Source organism: Anaerococcus obesiensis ph10, from assembly GCF_000311745.1.
GTDB classification, from domain to species: Bacteria; Bacillota; Clostridia; order Tissierellales; family Peptoniphilaceae; genus Anaerococcus; species Anaerococcus vaginalis.
The window spans coordinates 339,820-360,675 of sequence record NZ_HE978532.1 but is presented as its reverse complement, the minus strand read 5'-3'; the positions used below and the strand labels follow the sequence as shown (position 1 = coordinate 360,675).

General features: G+C 30.7%; 10 protein-coding genes. All 10 read left to right on the top strand.

Annotation, left to right across the window (positions count from 1 at the left end; translation table 11 throughout):
- The first annotated feature begins 5 nt into the window (after positions 1-5).
- On the top strand, positions 6-821 hold the full coding sequence (locus HGAG_RS07750; protein ID WP_019118604.1) for a MurR/RpiR family transcriptional regulator: 816 nt from the start codon (positions 6-8) through the stop codon (positions 819-821).
- A gap of 73 nt (positions 822-894) precedes the next feature.
- Positions 895-1,950 (top strand): enoyl-CoA hydratase/isomerase family protein, encoded by a 1,056-nt coding sequence (locus tag HGAG_RS07745; protein ID WP_019118603.1) that lies wholly within the window; start codon positions 895-897, stop codon positions 1,948-1,950.
- A 97-nt stretch (positions 1,951-2,047) separates the two neighbouring features.
- Positions 2,048-2,569 carry a cysteine hydrolase family protein gene (locus HGAG_RS07740; RefSeq protein WP_019118602.1) on the top strand — a complete coding sequence of 174 codons (522 nt, stop codon included), beginning with the start codon at positions 2,048-2,050 and terminating at the stop codon, positions 2,567-2,569.
- 255 nt (positions 2,570-2,824) lie between these two features.
- The gene (gene fic / locus HGAG_RS07730) at positions 2,825-3,394 is read left to right on the top strand and encodes a protein adenylyltransferase Fic (RefSeq protein ID WP_019118600.1); all 570 of its coding nucleotides are present in this window, start codon (positions 2,825-2,827) and stop codon (positions 3,392-3,394) included.
- Between the two features lie 1,089 nt (positions 3,395-4,483).
- Entirely contained in the window at positions 4,484-4,690 is a 207-nt protein-coding gene (locus HGAG_RS12150) for a hypothetical protein (RefSeq protein WP_019118599.1), read from the top strand.
- Positions 4,691-4,731: 41 nt separating this feature from the next.
- Complete coding sequence (locus HGAG_RS07720) at positions 4,732-5,451, top strand: alpha/beta hydrolase (protein ID WP_019118598.1); 720 nt, start codon at positions 4,732-4,734, stop codon at positions 5,449-5,451.
- 343 nt (positions 5,452-5,794) lie between these two features.
- Positions 5,795-18,859, top strand: coding sequence for a SpaA isopeptide-forming pilin-related protein (locus tag HGAG_RS07715; protein WP_019118597.1), 13,065 nt, complete (start codon positions 5,795-5,797; stop codon positions 18,857-18,859).
- A 150-nt stretch (positions 18,860-19,009) separates the two neighbouring features.
- A complete protein-coding gene (locus HGAG_RS07710; protein WP_019118596.1) occupies positions 19,010-20,185 on the top strand; it encodes an iron-containing alcohol dehydrogenase in 1,176 nt (391 codons plus the stop codon).
- Between the two features lie 100 nt (positions 20,186-20,285).
- Positions 20,286-20,558, top strand: a complete 273-nt coding sequence (locus HGAG_RS07705; RefSeq protein ID WP_019118595.1) for a type II toxin-antitoxin system RelB/DinJ family antitoxin — start codon at positions 20,286-20,288, stop codon at positions 20,556-20,558.
- Positions 20,555-20,833, top strand: a complete 279-nt coding sequence (locus HGAG_RS07700; RefSeq protein ID WP_019118594.1) for a type II toxin-antitoxin system YafQ family toxin — start codon at positions 20,555-20,557, stop codon at positions 20,831-20,833. The genes HGAG_RS07705 and HGAG_RS07700 overlap by 4 nt, the downstream gene beginning before the upstream one ends.
- Positions 20,834-20,856 lie beyond the last annotated feature (23 nt).

Here is a 20,856-nt window from a genome sequence, read left to right as displayed (position 1 = left end):
ATATTTTGGACTATTATAATAAATCCGTTGTAGAAATAATAGAATCAAATTACGAAAATTTTACAGAAGTTGAAAAAAATATAGCAGATTTTTTCATTCACAATAACAAAAGAGAAGATTTTTCTAGCAAAACCATAGCAGAAAAATTATTTGTATCTCAAGCCTCCCTTTCAAGATTTGCACAAAAATGTGGATTTAGGGGATACAGAGAATTTGTTTACCAATATGGAGAAGATTTTGTAGAAAAAAATGAAGATATAAATGGAAATGTAAGCCAAGTTTTAAATACTTACCAAGAATTATTGAACAAAACCTACAGCCTAATCGATGAAAATCAAATTAAAAAAGTAATAAAATATATAAGCAAGGCTCACAGAGTTGTAGCTTGCGGAAAAGGCTCATCAGGACTTGCAGCAAACGAAATGGAACTTAGATTTATGAGAATTGGAGTAAATATAGATTCCATAACAGATTCTGATCAAATGAAAATGAGAGGAGCTTTTCACGATGAAGATTCTCTAATTTTTGGACTTAGCATTAGTGGAAATACAAGCGAAGTTTTGCTTTTTTTGTCACAAGCACACAACAAAAATGCAAAAACAGTTCTTATAACTTCACAAGTTAGAGATTTGTATAAAGATTATTGCGATGAAGTAATCCTTGTTCCATCATTACAACATTTAAACTATGGAAATGCAATAAGTCCACAATTTCCAATTTCTATTATGGTTGATATTTTATATTCATATTTTGTAAAAGAAGATAAAAATATAAAAGAAAAACTTCACGGGGACACATTAAAAGCCTTAGGGACTGAATAATTTGTAAAATATTTAACGTATAAATTTCTTGACATTTTTCATTTTAAAAATATCCTAAATATAGGAGATTAAAATGATAAGAGAAAAAATTATAGAAAATGTAGGTATTATTTACCTCGACAGACCAGAAATAATCAATTCCTTGAATATGGAAATGGTAAAAGATATAGAAAAGATTTTGAAAAAATGGGAAGATAACAAGAAAATAAAGGTAATTTTATTTGATTCAATTTGCCAAAAAGGATTTTGTGCAGGCGGAGATTTAAAAGCAATTTATTACGATTACCTTTTAAATGATAAGTGCCAAAACAAAGACGAATTTTATGAAGAAGAATTTGTTTTGGATAGGTACGTAAAAGATTACAAAAAACCAATTATAAGCCACTATTTTGGCATAGTTATGGGTGGAGGAATAGGACTTACCGTAAATTCAGATTTTATAATTGCAGACGAAAACGTAAATTGGGCGATGCCAGAAACAAGATTAGGTTTTGTGCCAGACGTTGGGGTTTGCAAACATATTTCAAAACTCCCTCAAGCCCTTGGACAATATCTAGGTCTTTGTGGCGAAAGTTTATCATCATCAGATTTAATAAAATATGATTTGGCAGATATTTATATAAAATCAAAAAATTACGATAAAGTTTTAAATATTTTATTTTCCCTATCAAAAAAATATGATGGAGAAAAATTAATAGAAGAATTAAAAAAACAAACACAAAAATATAAGGCCCAAGATAGTAATTCAAAAATTTCAAGAAATAAAGAAAAAATAGAAAAATACTTTTCCCATTCAAGCATAGAAGAAATTTTAAAAAGTTTAGAAGAAAATAAAGATGATGATTTTGCCAAAAAAACATTGGAAAATTTAAAAGAAAGAAATCTTTTTATGCTTTTTTTACAATTTGAAAAATATTTTATTTGCAAAAACCTAACTAAAGACCAAGTTTTTGACCTTGACCTAAAAATTTTAAAATACGCAAGAAAAACTGGAACAATGAAAGAAGGAATAAGGTCATTAATAATAGACAAAGAAAGTGCAAATTGGAAAGAAAAATCACTAGATCAAGTTTCAGTAGAAAAAATAAAAGACTTATTGGGAATAGAAAAATTATATAAAGAAAGATAAACTTAGGATAAAACCTAGGTTTATTTTTTGGACTTTTCTAAGTTGATTTAAAAAAATATAAGTTATATACTAATAAAAATACCAAAAAGGAGAAAATATGGACGTATTATTAGTAATTGATTTGCAAAATGATTTTGTAGATGGAGCGCTAGGAAACAAAGACAATGATAAGATTGTAAAACCTATAGAAAATTTAGTAGAAAATTTTGATGGAGAAGTAATTTTTACAAGAGATACACACGATGAAAATTATTTAGAAAGCCTAGAAGGAAGTCATTTGCCAGTAAAACATTGCATAAAAAATTCAAAAGGTTGGCAAATAAAAATTGATACAAAAAATCACAAAATAATTGACAAACCATCATTTGGATCTTATGAGCTTGTAGAATATTTAAAGAAATTAAATGAAAAAGAAAAAATTGAAAATATCTATATGGTAGGAATTTGCACAGATATTTGTGTACTTTCAAATGCCATACTCATAAAAAACGCCCTATTAAATACAGAAGTAACAGTAATAGAAGATTTGTGCAAGGCAACAAACGAAAAAAATCACAAAATAGCCATTGAAGCAATGAAATCTTGTCAGGTAAATATTTTAAATTCAAAGGAAAAATAATTTTAATAAGCGTATAGTAATTATAATAAATTTAAAATATTAGGATCTCAATTATATGTGGTAAATATGAAAATAAAAAATATTAATACTGCTGAGTGTTATTGCTTACAAGGAGAAAACAATTTTTTGATAGAAAAAGTGCAAGAATTAAACCTATAGATATTTTGAAACATTTAGTAGCATTTGCTAATTTTGAGGGAGAAAATTAGTTATTGGTATTTTGATGATAGGGTACTATACAGAAAAGTAGGGAAAATGGGGAGAAAAAAAGAAGAATATTTAAGTAAAAAAAGAGCTGTAGAGCTTTGGGATAAAGGTATTATAAATGAATTTGAAGTAGGGACTTTTAAAGGTTTGCAGCAAATACACAAATATATTTTCCAAGACGTGTTTAGCTTTGCTGGAAAAATAAGAAGCGTTAATTTGGCAAAAGGCAATTTTAGATTTGCTCCTTTGTTATTTTTGGAAGACAATCTAAAAACAATAGAGAAAATGCCAGAAAATGAATTTGACGAAATTGTTGAGAAATATGTGGAAATGAATGTTGCGCATCCGTTTAGAGATGGAAATGGCAGAGTGACAAGGATTTGGTTAGATTTAATACTTAAAAAAAATCTTAAAAAGTGTGTAGATTGGCAAAAAATAGATAAAATGCCTTATTTACAGGCTATGGAAAGATCCCCTGTAAATTCTTTAGAATTAAAGCGTTTAATTAAAAATGCTCTGACAGAAGATACAGAAAATAGAGATGTTTATATGAAAGGGATTGGACGTTCTTATGAATATGAAGAGCAAAACGATATTGACATTTATGATATAAAATAATTAAAAAGAGAAATCTACAATTAAATAAGTGGTAAGAAAAGTTAAGAAAAAGTTTTGAAATTAAAAAAATTATTGTATTTTTTACTTTTTTATTGTTATATAATGTTGAGATTTCAATAAATGGTAAGAAGCGGTAAGAAATTTGATTCGATTCATTGATTTTAAAATTTCTTATTATAAGATAATTAGTTATATAATAATTCTATATACCTACTTTTTATTAATATAATTATAATATAATCTTACTTGGGAAATTATATAAGTTTTGAGATTGCAAGATTTGTAGTCAAAAAAGTCCCTATTCTCAATCAAATATATTTTAAAATCTTGAAAAAATAGGCTTTTGTGATATAATCTAATTAAGAGAAAAACTCTTACAAATCCTTGATTTATTCAAGGTATTATGGTGAACAAACATGGCAACCGCCAAAAAAAGACAGTAGGTGCGAACTACTGTCTTTTTCTTTCACTTGTTTTTGGAATAATATTTTTTTACAAAAAATAAAATCAAACCAACCAACAAGGGGAAAATAAAATTTTCCAATATTATGGCGAACAAACTTATCACCGCCTTTCACCTATTAAGTAATAGGCAAAAATATTATATCATAATAAATAAATGAAAATCATCAACCTTGAAAAACAAGTCCTTTGTGATATAATTTAGATAAGAGAAGAAAACTCTTGTCAAAAAACCCTTGATTAATTTCAAGGAATACGGATGTGAGAAATGTGGAATCACCACAAAAAAAAGACAGTAGGTCGCAACTACTGTCTTTTTATTTACTTGTTTTTGGAATAATATTTTTTTACAAAAAATAAAATCAAACCAACCAACAAGGGAAAAATAAAATTTTCCATTACGGATGTGATCAATCAAATCACCTCTTTTCGCCTATTAATTAATAGGCAAAATATTATATCATAATGAGATTTTATTTTTGAAATTATAAATTAAAAAGTTAAATATTTATTCAAATTAAATTAAACTTGTAAAAATATGGCATTTATTTGTGAAAAAATTTGTGGATTGAAGAATTTTTTTCCATATTGTATAATAAAACCAATATTATTTTGAGGAGATTAATGATGAAAAATAAAGTGAAAATAATAGTAGGAATTCTTTCTTTGGGATTGATTTTTGGGGGATGTAAAAATGAAAATAGTAAAGAAAATCCTTCATCAGATCCTACAATTGCATATTCTAATAAGAATTCAAATAAATCAAACGAAGAAAAAATAAAAAATCTGATGTTGACAAAAAAGACCAAGGAAAAGTTGTTGATGGGTCAATAAATTCTGAAATTTTAAAACAAAATTGGAAATACAAAGTTTATTTGCCAAATGGTTATGATGAAAAAAGCGATGAAAAATATCCAGTTTTATATATGCTCCACGGTTTTGGCGGAAATTCTTCTTCAATTCTTGAAAAATCAAATACAAAAGATATGCTAGATAAAATTATGAAAGATAAAGAAAACAAAATGATTGTTGTCTTTGCTGATGGATTTTCTTCATTTTTCGTTGATAGCGACTATGATAAAAAAATGGAATCAGCTATAAAAGAGGAACTTATAAAAGAAATTGATGGAAAATATAAAACAGATGCAAACAAAACAAAAAGAGCAATCGGAGGATTTTCTGTAGGTGGCTACGGGGCAGCAAGTCTTTCGCTAAGAAATCCAGATTTGTTTTCAAAAGCTCTTTTGATTTCTCCAACACTTTGGGATAAACTTGATGAAGATAGCCTTATTAGGAGAAATTATATGGCGTTTTCAGATGGAAAGCAAATGTGGTCTGATGAAATTTATAAAGAAAAATTTCCTTCAAATTTTATAAATGAAAATACAAAAGATATTAATTTTTATATTAGAGCAAGCGAAGGCGATTCAAAAATAAACATTGAAGATGTAGAAAAATTCAACAAAGACTTAGAAAAATCTGAAATAAATACACAATTCAAAAAAGACGGCAAAGAATTCGACCACGATTGGGATTATTGGAATAAAATTACAGAAGAATCTTATATGTGGGTTTTGGAAAAATTTAATAAATAAATTTTGAAAAATTCTCTTGATTTGAAAAAATTAAGAGGATTTTTTTGTTTGAAAAATTTTTTAAAATAATTTTTCATAAAAAATAAAATCATCAAAATTTTAAATTTATATTAATCATTTATTTAAATAATATATCTAAAAAAGATTGACTAAAAAACTATAAAGTTATATAATTAATTATAATTAGAAGTGTGTAAAAATTAGGAAATTTCAACTTTTAATTTAAAAAAATTATAACTAATTTCTTTAATTGATTATACTGAAAAAATTAGATTTCAAAGCTAATTAAAGAAGAAAAAATATTAATTATAAATAAAAATCGAATTTTCAAAAAGGAGTTATTATGAAAAAGATTTTAAGAAAAATGATGTCATTTGTTATGGCTGTTTTTATGGTTTTACAAGTGATGTTGCCAGCTTTTTCAACCACATCAAAAGCTGAAGAAGAAAAACCAAATTCTATAAAGGGATTAGAGGAGATGAAAGATGATACCGATGTATATTTTTCAATCCTAAAATCACAGGAAATTTATGACAAAAGCAAAAAGAAAAAGGACGAAAATAAATTTTCTATAGCAATTTCTATGCCCGATACAACTTCGCAATTTAGGCTTATAAAAAGAAATGACCTAAAATTGTATGAAGATGGATATTTTGATACAAACGAAAAGGCAAGCAAGGAATATTGGCGAGTAAAAGATATGCTAAATTCCCAAGGTCTTGACCTTGATTTGGAAATCATAAAAGAAGATGAAGGCTATAAAATTGTAACAAAAGACCAATTAGAAAAGCTTGAAGAAGACGAAAATAAGAATATTTACGGTCAAAATTATTCCTACATAGATTTAAAAATAATGGATGATTTTGATTTTAATGAAAAAGGAATTCAAAAATTATTTGATGAAGATAAATTATTATTTAACTTAGAATTTATCAAATACACAAGCCTAGATCCTGATTTTGAATTATACGAAAAAGACGAAAAGGGAAATTTAAAAATCAAAAACCAAGGGGATCTTTTTGCCCTAATTCGTGAAGATAAAATAAAATTATATAATACAAACTCCTTAGAAGAAGATTACAATAAATTAAAAGCTTACAAAGAAGAAAAACAAACCGAACAACAAAAGGCTAAGGATGAAAAAGAGCAAGAAAATGCTCCAAGCCAAAGCCAAGAAGAAAAAGTACAAGATGAAAAATCTTCTTCTAATAAAGAAAATCTTTCACAAGATAAAAAAGAACAAAAAAACAAAGAAGATACAAAAGAAAACAAGGAAAGCAATACAGAAGTCCAAGTAGAATCAAAGGAAAATACAAAAGAGAACACAGAAAATAAAGATAATAAAGATTCTACAAAAGAACCAAAAAAAGAAGAACAAAAAGAAAAATCTTCACAAAAAACTCAAACACAAGAAAAAAGTGAAGATAAAAAAGAAAAGAATACTACAGAGAAAAAAGGCTTGTTGCCAAAACTTAGAATGTTATTTTTAGGTCAAGACGAACCAGCAAAACCAAAGCTAGCGAAAGCAAACGCAAATGCCTTAGCCGATAAAAAGTTCACAATAAATACCCGTTTTGATACATCAAATAGACAAGGTCCAATAGAAGCAGGTCAATTCTTTATAATTCATTTAGATGAAAAACTAAAAGTAAATGATCCATCAACCTTAAAACCAGTTAAGCATAACGGACAAATTATAGCTGAGCCAGAATACGAAGAAAAAACAAATTCTATAAAATATAAAATTATAAAAGATATTAATGATAATATCCAAGAACCATTAAGCATCGAAGTTGACTACAATACAGACAAGATAACAATTGGCGAAGAGGGAACTTTTACAGTAACAAATAAAGTTTCAGGCCTTGGAGTAAAATCTCCAAAAAATCTTGTCCCACAAAAAATCGACAAAAATGGAAACCCAGCAGGATCTATCATAGAACCAGACAGAGATGATGTAATCAAAATCATTGACGATGAACATGGAAATTATCAAGTCCCAATTGATATAACGGGAGAACCAGTTGTAGAAAATGGAGAAATGGTTGGAATAAATTGGAATATGAAAGTTCACGCAGACCAATCTTTAAGTGCTCTTGGCTTTGTGGCAAACTTTACAACAGTAGAAGGATCAGGACTTGGAGAAATTGAAAATGTATTATTAAATGGCAAAAAAGTTGATGCTACTGACCAACTTGAAAAAGCTTTGGGAATAGTTGATTCAAAGCACCACAAAGTAACAGATAATACCCAAGAGGCTTCTTACAGTTTCTACACAAAAGTTACTAACAAACAAGAAAAATATATGATAGACATATCGGTTTTCCTAAAACAAAAAGGAAAAGCTGGTGCTGTAAGATTTGTACTTGACCAAGGCTATCCAAAAGAAAAAATAGAAGAAGCAACCCCTACAAGAGTTGGAATAAATAACAGAACTACAATTCAAGGTAAGTTTTTGGCAAATGATAAAGCTCAGTGGACAATCACAGATGCCATCTCATCAGGAGATGAAGAAAATGGTGGAATGCCACTAGCAAACAGAACACTTGACGGCGATCAAAGTGTAAAAAGTGGTAAAAGTGCTGTTTATGGATTAGACGAAAATGGTAACATGGTTGTAAAAGCAAATGAAAAAGACATTGATTCTATTCCAACAAAAGAAACTGACCCTGCTGGCACACAAGCAGTAGGAAACATTGCAGTTTATAAATTAGACACACAACTAACTAATTCAAATAAACCAAGTAACTACAATATATCAGGTGTAAGAATTTCTAAATTTAGAGATTTATACATCGACCAAGTATGGAACTTCCCAGTGGATGGCATGACTATGCCGGGACAAAAATTTATCGCAAAAGATAAAAACGATAATACTCTAGGCGAAGTTCATGTAGACGCAGGAACTGCTGGACAAACCACAAGATTTGCCACAATTCCAAACGCAAGATATTGGGATATTGATGGAACAACTCACGAAGCTTCTAAAAGAGAAAATAAAATCGAACAAGAATTCGACAAAGAAAATGTTGAAGTAGGTGGAAAAACTTACAAATACAACGAAAATGCAAACTACTACCAAATCGATACAAAGAGTCAATATATCCAAAACTCTGCTATTGATATAACAAAACCAAATCCTGTGACCTTTACAGTAGTAAAAGTTGATAGCAATGATCCAAGTAAAAAACTTGAAGGAGCAAAATTTAAATTACTAGGCGACAACCAACCATCAATAATTACTGACTCCCAAGGAAAGGCAACTTTTAATAATGTTATTCCTGGAAGATACACTTTAGTAGAAGAAAAAGCTCCGGCAGGATATAAACTAGACCAATCACAAAAAACTATCAATATATCAAAAGATGGAGATATAAGCGTTGATGGTAACAATATCCAACTAGGTGGAGGAAAAAATCAGACAAAACTTGTTCAACACGACGGTTATCCTAACTGGCCAGACTATATGAATGCTATGCATTATGGAAAAATTTCTGACAATGGCGATTTGGAATTCTACCTTTATCTAAAACCAGAAAGCAATAATGGTGGTGGCGGAACTAATAGAAATACAAGACTTAATATTTCTATTCCAGGTGTAAATATTACAGATGTAACAGCATATGACGTATCTCCAGGCTTTAGAAATAACGTTAAATACAGCATGGAAGAACAAAATGCTGATGGATATATTCCTTTGCTTGGAAATAACGTAATAAATACTGCGAACAATCACAAGATTACAGGAACTCCAAATAAACAAGATCCTTACACAGGAAAAACTGGCTACCAAATCTACTTCCCACAAGAAAGATTTGCAAATGACTGGGGATTCTTGGTAAAAGTAAAAGCTAATATAGGAGCTAAACAATCTGTAAGTTTAGACTATGATTGGTTGACAAATGATGATACAGCAAACCAAACAAACCTTACTCAAAAGGTAGCATTAAGCAAAAACACTGGAGCAGATGAACCTAACCAATTAATAGTAACAAACGAAGAATTCACAAAAAGTCCAATTACTATTACAAAATTTGGAGATACATTTGATAACGAAGGTAAAAGAAACAGACTTCAAGGTGCAGAATTTGTTTTAAAAGACAGCACTGGAAGGACACTTGCCAACAAATTTACTGACGATAAAGGTACAGCTGATTTCGGAAAATATCCACCAGGAACATATAGACTAGAAGAAGCTCAAGCTCCAGATGGACACCAAAAAAATGGCGTATATTTTGAAGTTGTAGTTGACGAACAAGGCCAAGTAAAATACAATGCAAGGTTTGAAGATGGAAATGGAACACCAGAAACAGGACGTGATTACTATATAGAAAAAGGCGAAGAAACTGAAACTACAAACAAGGCTACTGTTACAAATGTTAGTCAAAGACTTGAATATCTAGAAAACGAACCAGGAGATATTGGTGTAAAAACAGGAGTATGGGAAGCTTATTCCTATGAATCATTAAAATACCACGCTGATGTTACTCTAGATAATTCAGCACCAGGTACAAGATTTGAAATTCAATTTGATAGAAACTTCGACTTTACTCAATACTTTAGTGAATTTCCTAAGGTAGTAATAGACGGTGTAGAAGTTGCTGATCCTTATTTCGATTACAATACTAACTTATTGACATATGTATTTAATGAAAACTCAAAGGGAGGTACAGCTACAGCTTCTATTAACCTCAGAGGTATAATTCCAGATAAATACTATGCTAAAGAAACAGGACAATATCCATTTACAATAAAGGTAGCTCCTGGAGTTGCAAATGTTGGTGGAAACCCAGTATTAAACAAAACAATAAACGCTGACTATGGACGCCACCACTCAAAGACAGGCGACTCTAACCAATCATATTACTTTAGAGATGTATATCAAAAAGAAGATGGCAAATGGTATGTAACAGTTCTAACATATCTAAACCCACTTGGACTTGATTATAGTGCAAAAACAGTCAAATATAACTGGATTACAACTGATTTTCAATCAAATCGTATAGCTGAATGGTCTGGTAAGGGTTATAAACCTCTATATGAACTTAATGATGTAAAAGTATATGGAACAGATTATGGAACATATAGATTAGGAGATATTCCTTTAAATAGGTATATGCCTTTATCAATGGGTATAAGACCAGAACAAGAACCTAATATCTACCACTTACTAGCTCATCAATCTATAAATCCAGCTCAAGGATTAAATAGAAGAGAAAACGACATAACAATAAAATATGATCCAAATCAAATCACAACTAGTGATAAATTAAATGCTAAGGCTCCATTAACAATACAAACACCAAAACCAAAAGATAAGGGTGGTTATGTAGTAGAACAAACATTTAAGATTACAGACATCGAACAGTTCAACAAAAAATGGAGAGCTTTCTTAATGAATGATGGTAATCTTACATCAGCCTTTGCATCTAAAGCTAATGTCAACACAGCCATAGGAGATCAATCTGGCGGAGAAATACCAAAATATTATAAAGAAGTAATTGGTTTAATAAACAACAAATACACTCCAGGATCTTTTAAACTTACAAAATACGACGAAGCAAATCAAGGAAAGAAACTTCCAAACGCAACCTTCGCATTAAAAGATGAAAATGGAAAAGTAATCTATAGAACATCAGATGCAAACGGAGTTGTAAACTTTGAAAATATTGCACCAGGTAGGTACTCATTAGAAGAAACCAGAGCGCCAGAAGGCTACAGGCTTACTAATAAAAAATGGCAAGTTACAATCTTAAATGACGGTAGCGTTAGAATTAGAGAAACCTCTATTACAGGTGCTGGTCAGCTATATACTGGTAATAATATTAATATCCAAGTTTCCAATAAGCCAGTTGGACAAAATTTTAGAGTATACAAAAAAGACGGAGATGGCAGACCACTTCCTGGAGCAAAATTCAAAATTACAGATCCACAAGATCCAAATTTCTTACTTGAAGCAACATCAGATCAAAATGGTATTGTAGAATTTAATGGAGATCCACAAGAAAACAAAAACTATGTCCTTGAAGAAGTTGAAGCACCAACAGGCTACAACAAACTTAACAAAAAATGGGTTCTAAGAGTAGAAAATGGCAAGACAAAAATCTACAACTATTCTGAAAACGCAGAAGGTGGACAACAAGTTCAATCAATCCTAGGAGAAGAAGGCGTGGAATGGGTTGACGTTAAAAACAGAAACACAGCAGGCTGGTCAAATTATGACAACAGATGGACAGGTTGGGCAGGCAACAACCAAAACGCTCAATTCTTAGGTACAAGAATTGTTGGTATAAATAAAAAAGATAATTACGTTATCCAAAGATATGTAATAAATCCAGAAGCAAGAAATATTGCAGATAAAACAATTGCATCTATCCACAGACAAGCACTAAATGATCCTAATATGGATTGGTTTAATGAAAATAATTTTGATAAAAATAATGACATCAAAATATTCAAGCTAGACAAACCAGTCAAAGGACTTATCTCTGATATAAGACTTGCAAACTACAAAGCAGAAGACATTTCAGCTAGTGTAACAAAAACACCAGAAGCTGGCAGAGTTGGCGAACCTAATAGATTAAAATTAGGGATTCCAGCTACAGATAAGCCAATAGTAATCGACATCAAAGTTCCATACAAAGATGAAAATGGCGGAGTAGGAACAGGTTTGGACTGGATTAATGGAAATCAAATTTATTGGAAAGCAGATTTCTATGAAAGAGTATCCACCATCAAGACAACAGGTCCAACAACAGGAACAACGGGCACAATCTTAGGTTCTTATGTAGGAGAAGACTCACTTGATGTAACAAACGACATCAAAACTTATGGATTTAAGCTTAAAAAATTAAAAGAAGATAAAACCACAGTAATTCCAGGAGCAGTCTTCAAACTAACAGGTCCAGAGCCATTAAAAGACGAAAGATTTATGACTACTGGAAAAGACGGTATGATTTCTTTCAATGGTTTAAAACCAGGAAAATATAAACTAGAAGAAGAAAAACCAGCACCAGGTTACGAAAACCCTAATACAACTTGGACAGTAAGAGTAGCAAGTGATGGAAAAGTATATATAAAAGATAATAGTCAAACTGCGAATCCAGAAAATCCAAGTGTAACAGTCTCCTCAAATGCAAATACAGCCAGAAATAATCTAATGAGAAGATTACAAATGGCAGGAGCAAACACCGACCTTGAAATCAGTGGAAATTTAGTAGATACACTAAATCCATTAAGAGCTGGAAATGGATTTGAAGTAGTTGACAATGCAAGTCAACCTCAACCAGAAATGCGTCAAGATGTCTCTGATTCTGAATTTGGTCAATTAATTGAGACAAGAATCATTGAAATAGATAAGGTTAATAATAGATATAAACAAGTATTCATCTATAAAGAAGGTTATGCCAATAAAAACCGTAATATCAAATTCCATAGAGCTTATGATAAATATAATATAAGTCCAAGCGAAGTTACGACAAGAGTTTTCCAAGTACCTGATGGTACAAGTCTAGCTAATATAAATCAAAGTTCGGATATAGATGCTATAGCTGGAAAAACTGATATAAGTAATAATGTTAGATTTACAGCAGAAGGTACCAAGAAGATTCAAACTACAGATATTAACACTAGATACCAAGGAACTATCTTAATAGAAGTTGAAACAAATTATAATGAAAACTATCCAATAGGTTTAGGTTCAAATTATAACTTTAATACTAGAGGAACATGGAAAAACAAATGCTGGTTAGAAAAATCCTATGCTAACGAAGCTGGTGTTCCAGTAGTAAAAACAACTGTTAACCACACAATAACATTTGATGGAAATGGTGGAAAATGGCACATGGATCCAGTAACAGTTGAAGAGGGTAGCCAATATGACTTACCAGGATCATCATTTATAGCACCAGATGGAAAAGAATTCGATGGTTGGCTAGTAAATGGAGAAAAGAAAAATCCTGGAGATAGAATTACTGTAACAAGTGATTTAACAATTCAAGCTCAATGGAGAAACAAAGCTCCAGAACAAGCAACTGTTTCATTTAGCCCAGGAGAAGGTTCTGGCACAATGGCAGATGAAAAAGTAAATGTTGGTTCTAACTATATATTGCCAGCTAATGGATTTAATGCACCAACTGGAAAAGAATTTAAAGCGTGGAATGTAAGTGGACAAGAAAAACAACCAGGCGATGTTATACAAATCAATGCTAATGTAACAATAAAAGCTATTTGGAAAGAAAAAGAGCCAGAAACTTATAATGTAATAGTTCAAAACCCACAAGAAGGTGGAACAATTACTGCTGAACCAACTTCTGCAACAGCTGGTACACAAATCAACTTGACTGTTAAACCAAATAAAGGATATGAAATCGAAAGTGTAACAATGAATGGGCAAACTTTGACAGCTGATACTGATGGTAAATATAAATTCAAAATGCCAGCATCAAACGCTACAGTTTCTGCAACATTCAAGCAAAAAGAAGAAGGACCTAGTGAAGGCGAAATTGAAATTCCTTCTGATGGTTTTGCTCAAATTACTAACAAGCAAACAGGTCTTGATTTAAAGATTTACAAGAAAGCTTCAAATAGTGGTAATAGGCTTGAAGGTGCTTTGTTCACAATCAAGAAAACAGATGAAAATTTCCAAAATCCAGATACAGTTTTTGGAACTGTAAAAGGCAAATCAAACGCTGATGGACTTGTAGAATTTAAGGACAAAGATGGCAACCCACTTAGATTACCAGTTGGATACTATCTAATAGAAGAAACAGCTGCACCATTAGGTTATAGAAAGCCAAACGCTCCTTGGAAAGTCCAAGTTGTTGAAAAAGATGGTAAATTGGTTGCAAACTATATAGGACCAGAAGACACACCACAAAGCTTTATAGAAAAAAATAATACTGATGACATTTCTATAAAAGAAAAAGATGGTGTAAAATATGCAACAAAAATCACTCACATTGATACAGAATCTAGATCATTTATACAAAGAGTATATATTGATACAAGAGGAAAACAAGGAACTGTCAACGTTCAAATAAAACCAAAACACAAGAGAGAAGAAATCGATAGAGCCGAACTTCCACCAGTTACAATCAAAGAAGGTGTAAAGACTGCTTACAGATCAACTTATAAGATAAGTGGAATAAATGGCGATCCTAACGAAGCTCAAATGATTAAAATCTTGAATGACTATGACGTAGCTACTCCAAACGTAACTGTTGTAAACACAGCAAGATGGAGACCATTTGATTGGGGATTTGACGAAGACCAACTAAATCTTGAACCAGGTGTATATTATATAGACATTGAAGGATTTTATGATACTTCTATTATAGATAGGAATGTTACTAATGAAGTAAGGATAAACAATAATTACAACTTCATAGATAAAACTGGAGCTGTAACTGATAAACCAGTCCTAAAAGATCCTTATAAATTAACAGCAAATGATATACCAAATGAAGATTTAGGTAAGATTGACATTGACATTAAATTCTTCGATGGTGCAAGAGAGTTCCAACAATTATATGTCGAAAATGATACAATAGGTTACAAAGCTATTAAAGATGATGAAAATGGTAAAGACAAAGCATCTTATCAAAATGGTGTAGAATCTCTTAGACAGTATTTAGAAGCTAAGTATGATAAAGATACAGCTAACAACTGGGCAAAGAAGAAACCAGCTGGTCAAAAGTATGCAAATTATATAAGTAAAAAGGTATATATAGGACAAATTCCTTACAATTCTGGTAGAATAGTACCTCCTATAGCAACAGCTACTCCATCTAGTACCATAAGTACAAGCATGAATATTAGGTCTCTATATTCATCAAATAAAGAAAATACAGTTCCTCAAGAAGGACTAGAGATAGAAAATGATGCTGAAAGGTATAATATAACTTTCTCTAAACACGGTAAAGAAACTGATACTTCTAAATTAGAAGATATTACTAAGAAAAGACTTGAAGGAGCAGTATTTAAACTTGAAAAGAGAGTAAGAGAAGGAATTTACGAAGAATTAGAAGGCTCTTACGTATCATCAGCCTTCAACGGTTACTTTGGATTTAGGGGACTTGAACCAGGTCGTTATAGGCTAGTTGAAGTTCAAGCACCAAAGGGTTATAAACCAATAAATGGACCACTTCTATACTTCTCAGTTGAGACAGTAAGCTTGGTATCACAAAAAATCGTAGATCCAAGAACTGGGGAAGCTATTGATGTAAATACAGTAGAATTCTATTTCCCAGGCAATACTACTCCTTACAAATTTGAAAACTTAGAAGTCCACGATCCAGTAACTAATGAAGTTATAAAGTTCAAAGATGCTAAGAATGTGGATCTTGATACAACTAAGATAATAAATCCACAAGATAATACAATAGAAGTTCCTTTGAAAGAATTAAGTATCAAATTCCCAGGAGAAATAAAAAATAAAGAAGGGGAAACTATTAAGGACACTTACAAAATAAGTGAAATCCAAATTACACCTACTTCTAATGGATATATTTCTCTAGAATATGACAAGGCAAATGGTGTTTACCAATATATCAAAGAAGACTCAACCACTGAAAAAGATGGATTGTTGGTAGACTATGTAACAAGTGCTACTGCCAAGAACATGGGTAAAATCGTAAACGAAAAACCAGGTAAGGGTAGTGTAACGATAAATAAAGTTGATGAAAAAGGAAATGCCTTAAAGGGTACTGCAAATGACAAAGGTGAATTAACAGCAGGTGCTAAGTTTAGACTTACAAACCTAACAGATGGTTTAACACCTGTTGAAAAAACAGTAGGAGAAGATGGTAAATTATCATTTGAAGGATTAAAGATAGGTAACTATAAACTAGAAGAAATTGAATCTCCTGATGGACACATCAATACTAAGCAAGTATGGCACTTTACAGTAGGTGGTGAAGGTCTAGATCCATATTCTGGCGAAATTGCAAGAACTGGAAAAAATTTATCAGATAAGATTACTCTTGAAACCACTGAAATGAAGGTATTAAATCCAAAATACGAGACACCAACAAAAGATGGGGAAATATATCCTCACAATGGTGAAAGTATGGAATTTACTAATAAGTTCAAACTTGCAGAAAACACAAAGATTAATCCTGGTGATTATTTTGAACTGAAAACAAGTGACAATATAGACCTACACGGAATTTTTGAAAACAGTGTATCAAATTTGGATATAGTTGCTGATGGAGTAGGTACTATAGCTAAGGCCGATTACGACAGAGAAGCTGGAAAGATAATCTACACATTTACTAAATATGCTGACACTTATACTTTAATTGATTTTTCAAATAAGCTTACTGCTTTTATAGATCTATATGAAGTAAAAAAATCAGATACAGCTTTAGGCGGTCAAAAAGTTGGCTTTGGAATTGGAGAGGATACAAGTCAGTATAAAGACATCAAGGTCGTTTATGAACTAAAAATGGAAAAACATAATAATGGCTATGATTATCTAAATATGACTTCGAAAATAGTTAAGTATAATCAAGAAACAGGAGAATTTCTTCACTACTTCTACATCAATAGGGATAAAGAAAATGCACGTACTAATTACTTCTACTATATTCCAAGTCTTGATGTAGAAAATGTAGTAATTACTAAGTACAAATTAGTCGATAATACTGATGTTAAGAAAGATATGCCAGAATCATTTGGAGTTAATGAAAATAGTTCCAACATAATGAAATCAGGTTATGGTGTATCAAGACAAAGTATGGCTAAAGGAGAACTATTAGAGCTTCCATTTGAAAATGGTACTTCTTCTAGAGACTCTTACATTGTTAAAGTAACAGGTAGAGTTTCAGGTAAAGATAAATCATCTTACCAAGCAGAAAGTGTTCTTCAAAGATATGTTTATTATGAAGACAAATTATTTGTTGACAGATTTGATGGTGTCTATGGATTCAAAAATGAAGCAACTGGAAATGCTAAACTTTCTATCCAAGCAGTTAACCCTTCAAATATAATTAAGTTCAAGAAGATAAACAATTCTAATGAAGCGCTAAAAGGTGCAATATTCCAACTTTACAAAAATAATTATGAAGGAAAGCCAGATGCTTACGGTCAACCAATTACAACTGGTGAAGATGGATTGATTGAATATTCAAAACTTCCAAAAGGTGAATATCAATTAAAAGAAACAACAGCACCTGAAGGATATGTAAAACCAGAGGGCCCACTTGCAGAATTCAAAGTAGATGAAAGTGGAAATATTTTCAGAAAAGAATACTACAAAGATAAAAATGGACAAACACAAGAAAAATATGTTGAAGAACCAGGTGTAGTACCAATAGAATTGGTAAACGAGAAAGAACATGAAATTGTGTTTAAGAAAGTTGATGCAGCTGACAAGAGTGTTCTTGAAGGTGCAGAATTCCAAGTATTGTATAAGCAAGACAAAGATGCTCAATATAAAAATGATAGCATAAAATTATACAAGAATAATGATGGAACAATATATGCCTTTAAAGCTGACGAAGCTCCACCTACTGGATATACAAAATTAGATAAACTTACAAGTGGAAAAGATGGTTTAGTCAAATTCAAAGTAAAATCCAATGGCTACTATGCTCTTAAAGAAACAAAAGCACCAGATGGTTATTTAACACCAAAAGGCTATGTCAAAGAATTTGTTGTAAAAGATGGCAAGGTTCAAGAAGAAAAATACTTAACTTCAATGGATGTTAAGAAGACTACTGGATTTAGCATGGCTAATGATGTATTCCAAAAATCATATGCTACTAACATGACTTTGAGATTTAATCCAAATCACGAAGAAATAACATATCAAAGTGGAAAATCAACATTAACATTATCAAATCTACCACTCAAGGCTGAAATTTGGGATAATAAGTTTAACGCTAAGAAACCTTTGAGTATAACAGCTTATCTAGTAGATGGTGATAAAGAATTTGCTAAGAAGACAATCACTTTAGATTTAACAAAAGATTATAACACTAATCTTAAAGCTTCAAAGACAATTGATCTTTACTCCTTAGTAAAAGAATTAGAAAATCAAACTACTGATGGAGATATTAAATCTAATAAGACTTTAGTATTATCAATGAGCACATCTCTTTATCTAAAATCCGAATTAGATATCAAATCTAATATAGTTATAGGTGATAAGATAAAAGAAGACAGAACATTCCACATAGGAACTAAGGGCGATGAATATGTAGATCATAGCTATAAATTTAATAATATGGCAGAAATTGATAGCACAAAACCTATTGAGATTGAAAATAGAAAATTATCTCTTCCATTTACAAGAGGTATTAGAGCTTGGATAGGATTTACAATTATCGGTCTTATCCTTATGATTCTTGCAGCTTATTATTACAACAAAAAGAAAAACAAGGCGCTAGAAATTGAAAAAAATTAATAAAAATTAAAATTTAATTTGTAAATTTTAAAAGTTTTAACTGACTTTATTTTGAGTTTTTCTCAAATTAGAGTCAGTTTTTTTGTATAAAATTTAAATTTATATTGGTTAGTTTTGGGTAAGTATTTATTAGAGAAAAAAGGAGGATTTATGTTAGATTTTACTTATAATATTCCAACAAAAATACATTTTGGAAAAGATGCTCTTGATTTTGTGGGCGAGGAAGTTAAGAAATTTTCTGATAAGGTGCTTATAACTTATGGTGGTGGATCTATCAAGAAAAATGGAGTTTATGATAAGGTTATAAAAGAGCTTAAAGATTCTGGAGTTGAAATTTTTGAACTTTCTGGAATTGAACCAAATCCTAGGATTGATTCTGTAAGAGAAGGTATAAAAATTATAAAGGAAAATAATATCGGTGCAATTCTTGCTGTTGGTGGTGGATCTACAATTGATGCATCAAAATTTATGGCAGCTGGTGCTTGTGCAGATTTTGATCCTTGGGAATTTATTTCAAAAGGAAAACCAATGAGCCCTGCAATTCCACTTTTGTCAGTTCTTACCATGGCTGCAACAGGATCTGAAATGGATAATGGTGGGGTTATTACAAACCCTGAAACAAAAGAAAAACTTTCATCAGGTCACGAAGATACCAGACCAAAAGTTTCATTTTTAAATCCAGAAATCACATATTCTGTAAGTAAATTCCAAACAGCTTGTGGATCTAGTGATATTTTATCTCACATTTTTGAATCATATTTTAATGTTGATGATTCAATGTTTATGCTTGATAGAATTATGGAATCTTTGATGAAAACTGTAATAAAATATGGTCCAATTGCCATGAAAGATCCAAAAAATTATGAGGCAAGGGCAAATCTTATGTGGGCATCATCTTGGGCAATCAATGATTTTATTGCAAATTCTGCAAAGGCTGCTTGGACAGTTCATCCAATAGAACACGAACTTTCAGCCTTCTATGACATAACTCACGGTCTTGGGCTTGCAATTTTGACACCAAGATGGATGGAATATGTTTTGAGTGAAAAAACTGTTCATAAATTCTATGATTTGGGAGTAAATGTTTTTGATATTGATAAAAATCTTGACAAAATGGAAGTTGCAAAAAAAGCTATAGAAAAAACAAAAGAATTTTTCTTTGATACCCTTGGACTTGATTCAAATTTAAGAAAAATAAATATAGACGATGAATATTTTGACAAAATGAGCAAAAAAGCCTGTGGCAAAAACGGCAAAATAAATGGTTTTGTAGAACTTAAACCTGAAGATGTGAAAAAAATTTACCAAATGTGCCTTGAGGATTAATTTTATTTTGAAATAAAAAATATGATATTGTCTAGGTAGTGTAAAGATTTGTGTTGACAAGTGATATAAAAATGCTAAAATCTTAGTAAGAGGTGATAGTATGGCAAATGCAAATCTAAATATTAGAACAGAAAAAGATATTAAGGAAAAAGCAGAAAAATTGTATGCTGAGCTTGGCTTAAATATGTCAACTGCTATTAATATGTTTTTGAGGGCAAGCATAAGGGAAAATGGAATTCCCTTTGATTTAAAACTTGATAATCTTAATAAACAAAGTCAAAATGCAATCGAAGAAGGAAGAAAAATAGCCTATGATAAAAATTATCCTTCATACAGCAATATGGATGATTTGAAAAAGGCTTTGGAATTATGATTTATAAAATTAAATTTACAAGTAAATTTAAAAAAGATTTAAAACTTGCAAAAAAACAAAATAGAGATATTGAAAAGTTAATGGATGTAATTGAAAAACTTGCTAATGATGAAAAATTGGATGAAAAATATAAGGACCATCCATTAAAAGGAAAATATTATTCTACAAGAGAATGTCATATAGAGCCAGATTTTTTGCTGATATATGAAAAATTTAATGATGTAATGGTTCTATCTTTACTAAGATTAGGAACACATTCTGATTTATTTATTTAAACCACCCTGCCAAAGGGTGTTTT

Bases quoted from the DNA above. Each gene is read 5' to 3' on its own strand.
- HGAG_RS07745 (WP_019118603.1), top strand. From the start codon at position 895: ATGATAAGAGAAAAAATTATAGAAAATGTAGGTATTATTTACCTCGAC.
- HGAG_RS07740 (WP_019118602.1), top strand. From the start codon at position 2,048: ATGGACGTATTATTAGTAATTGATTTGCAAAATGATTTTGTAGATGGA.
- fic (WP_019118600.1), top strand. From the start codon at position 2,825: ATGGGGAGAAAAAAAGAAGAATATTTAAGTAAAAAAAGAGCTGTAGAG.
- HGAG_RS12150 (WP_019118599.1), top strand. From the start codon at position 4,484: ATGAAAAATAAAGTGAAAATAATAGTAGGAATTCTTTCTTTGGGATTG.
- HGAG_RS07715 (WP_019118597.1), top strand. From the start codon at position 5,795: ATGAAAAAGATTTTAAGAAAAATGATGTCATTTGTTATGGCTGTTTTT.
- HGAG_RS07710 (WP_019118596.1), top strand. From the start codon at position 19,010: ATGTTAGATTTTACTTATAATATTCCAACAAAAATACATTTTGGAAAA.
- HGAG_RS07705 (WP_019118595.1), top strand. From the start codon at position 20,286: ATGGCAAATGCAAATCTAAATATTAGAACAGAAAAAGATATTAAGGAA.
- HGAG_RS07700 (WP_019118594.1), top strand. From the start codon at position 20,555: ATGATTTATAAAATTAAATTTACAAGTAAATTTAAAAAAGATTTAAAA.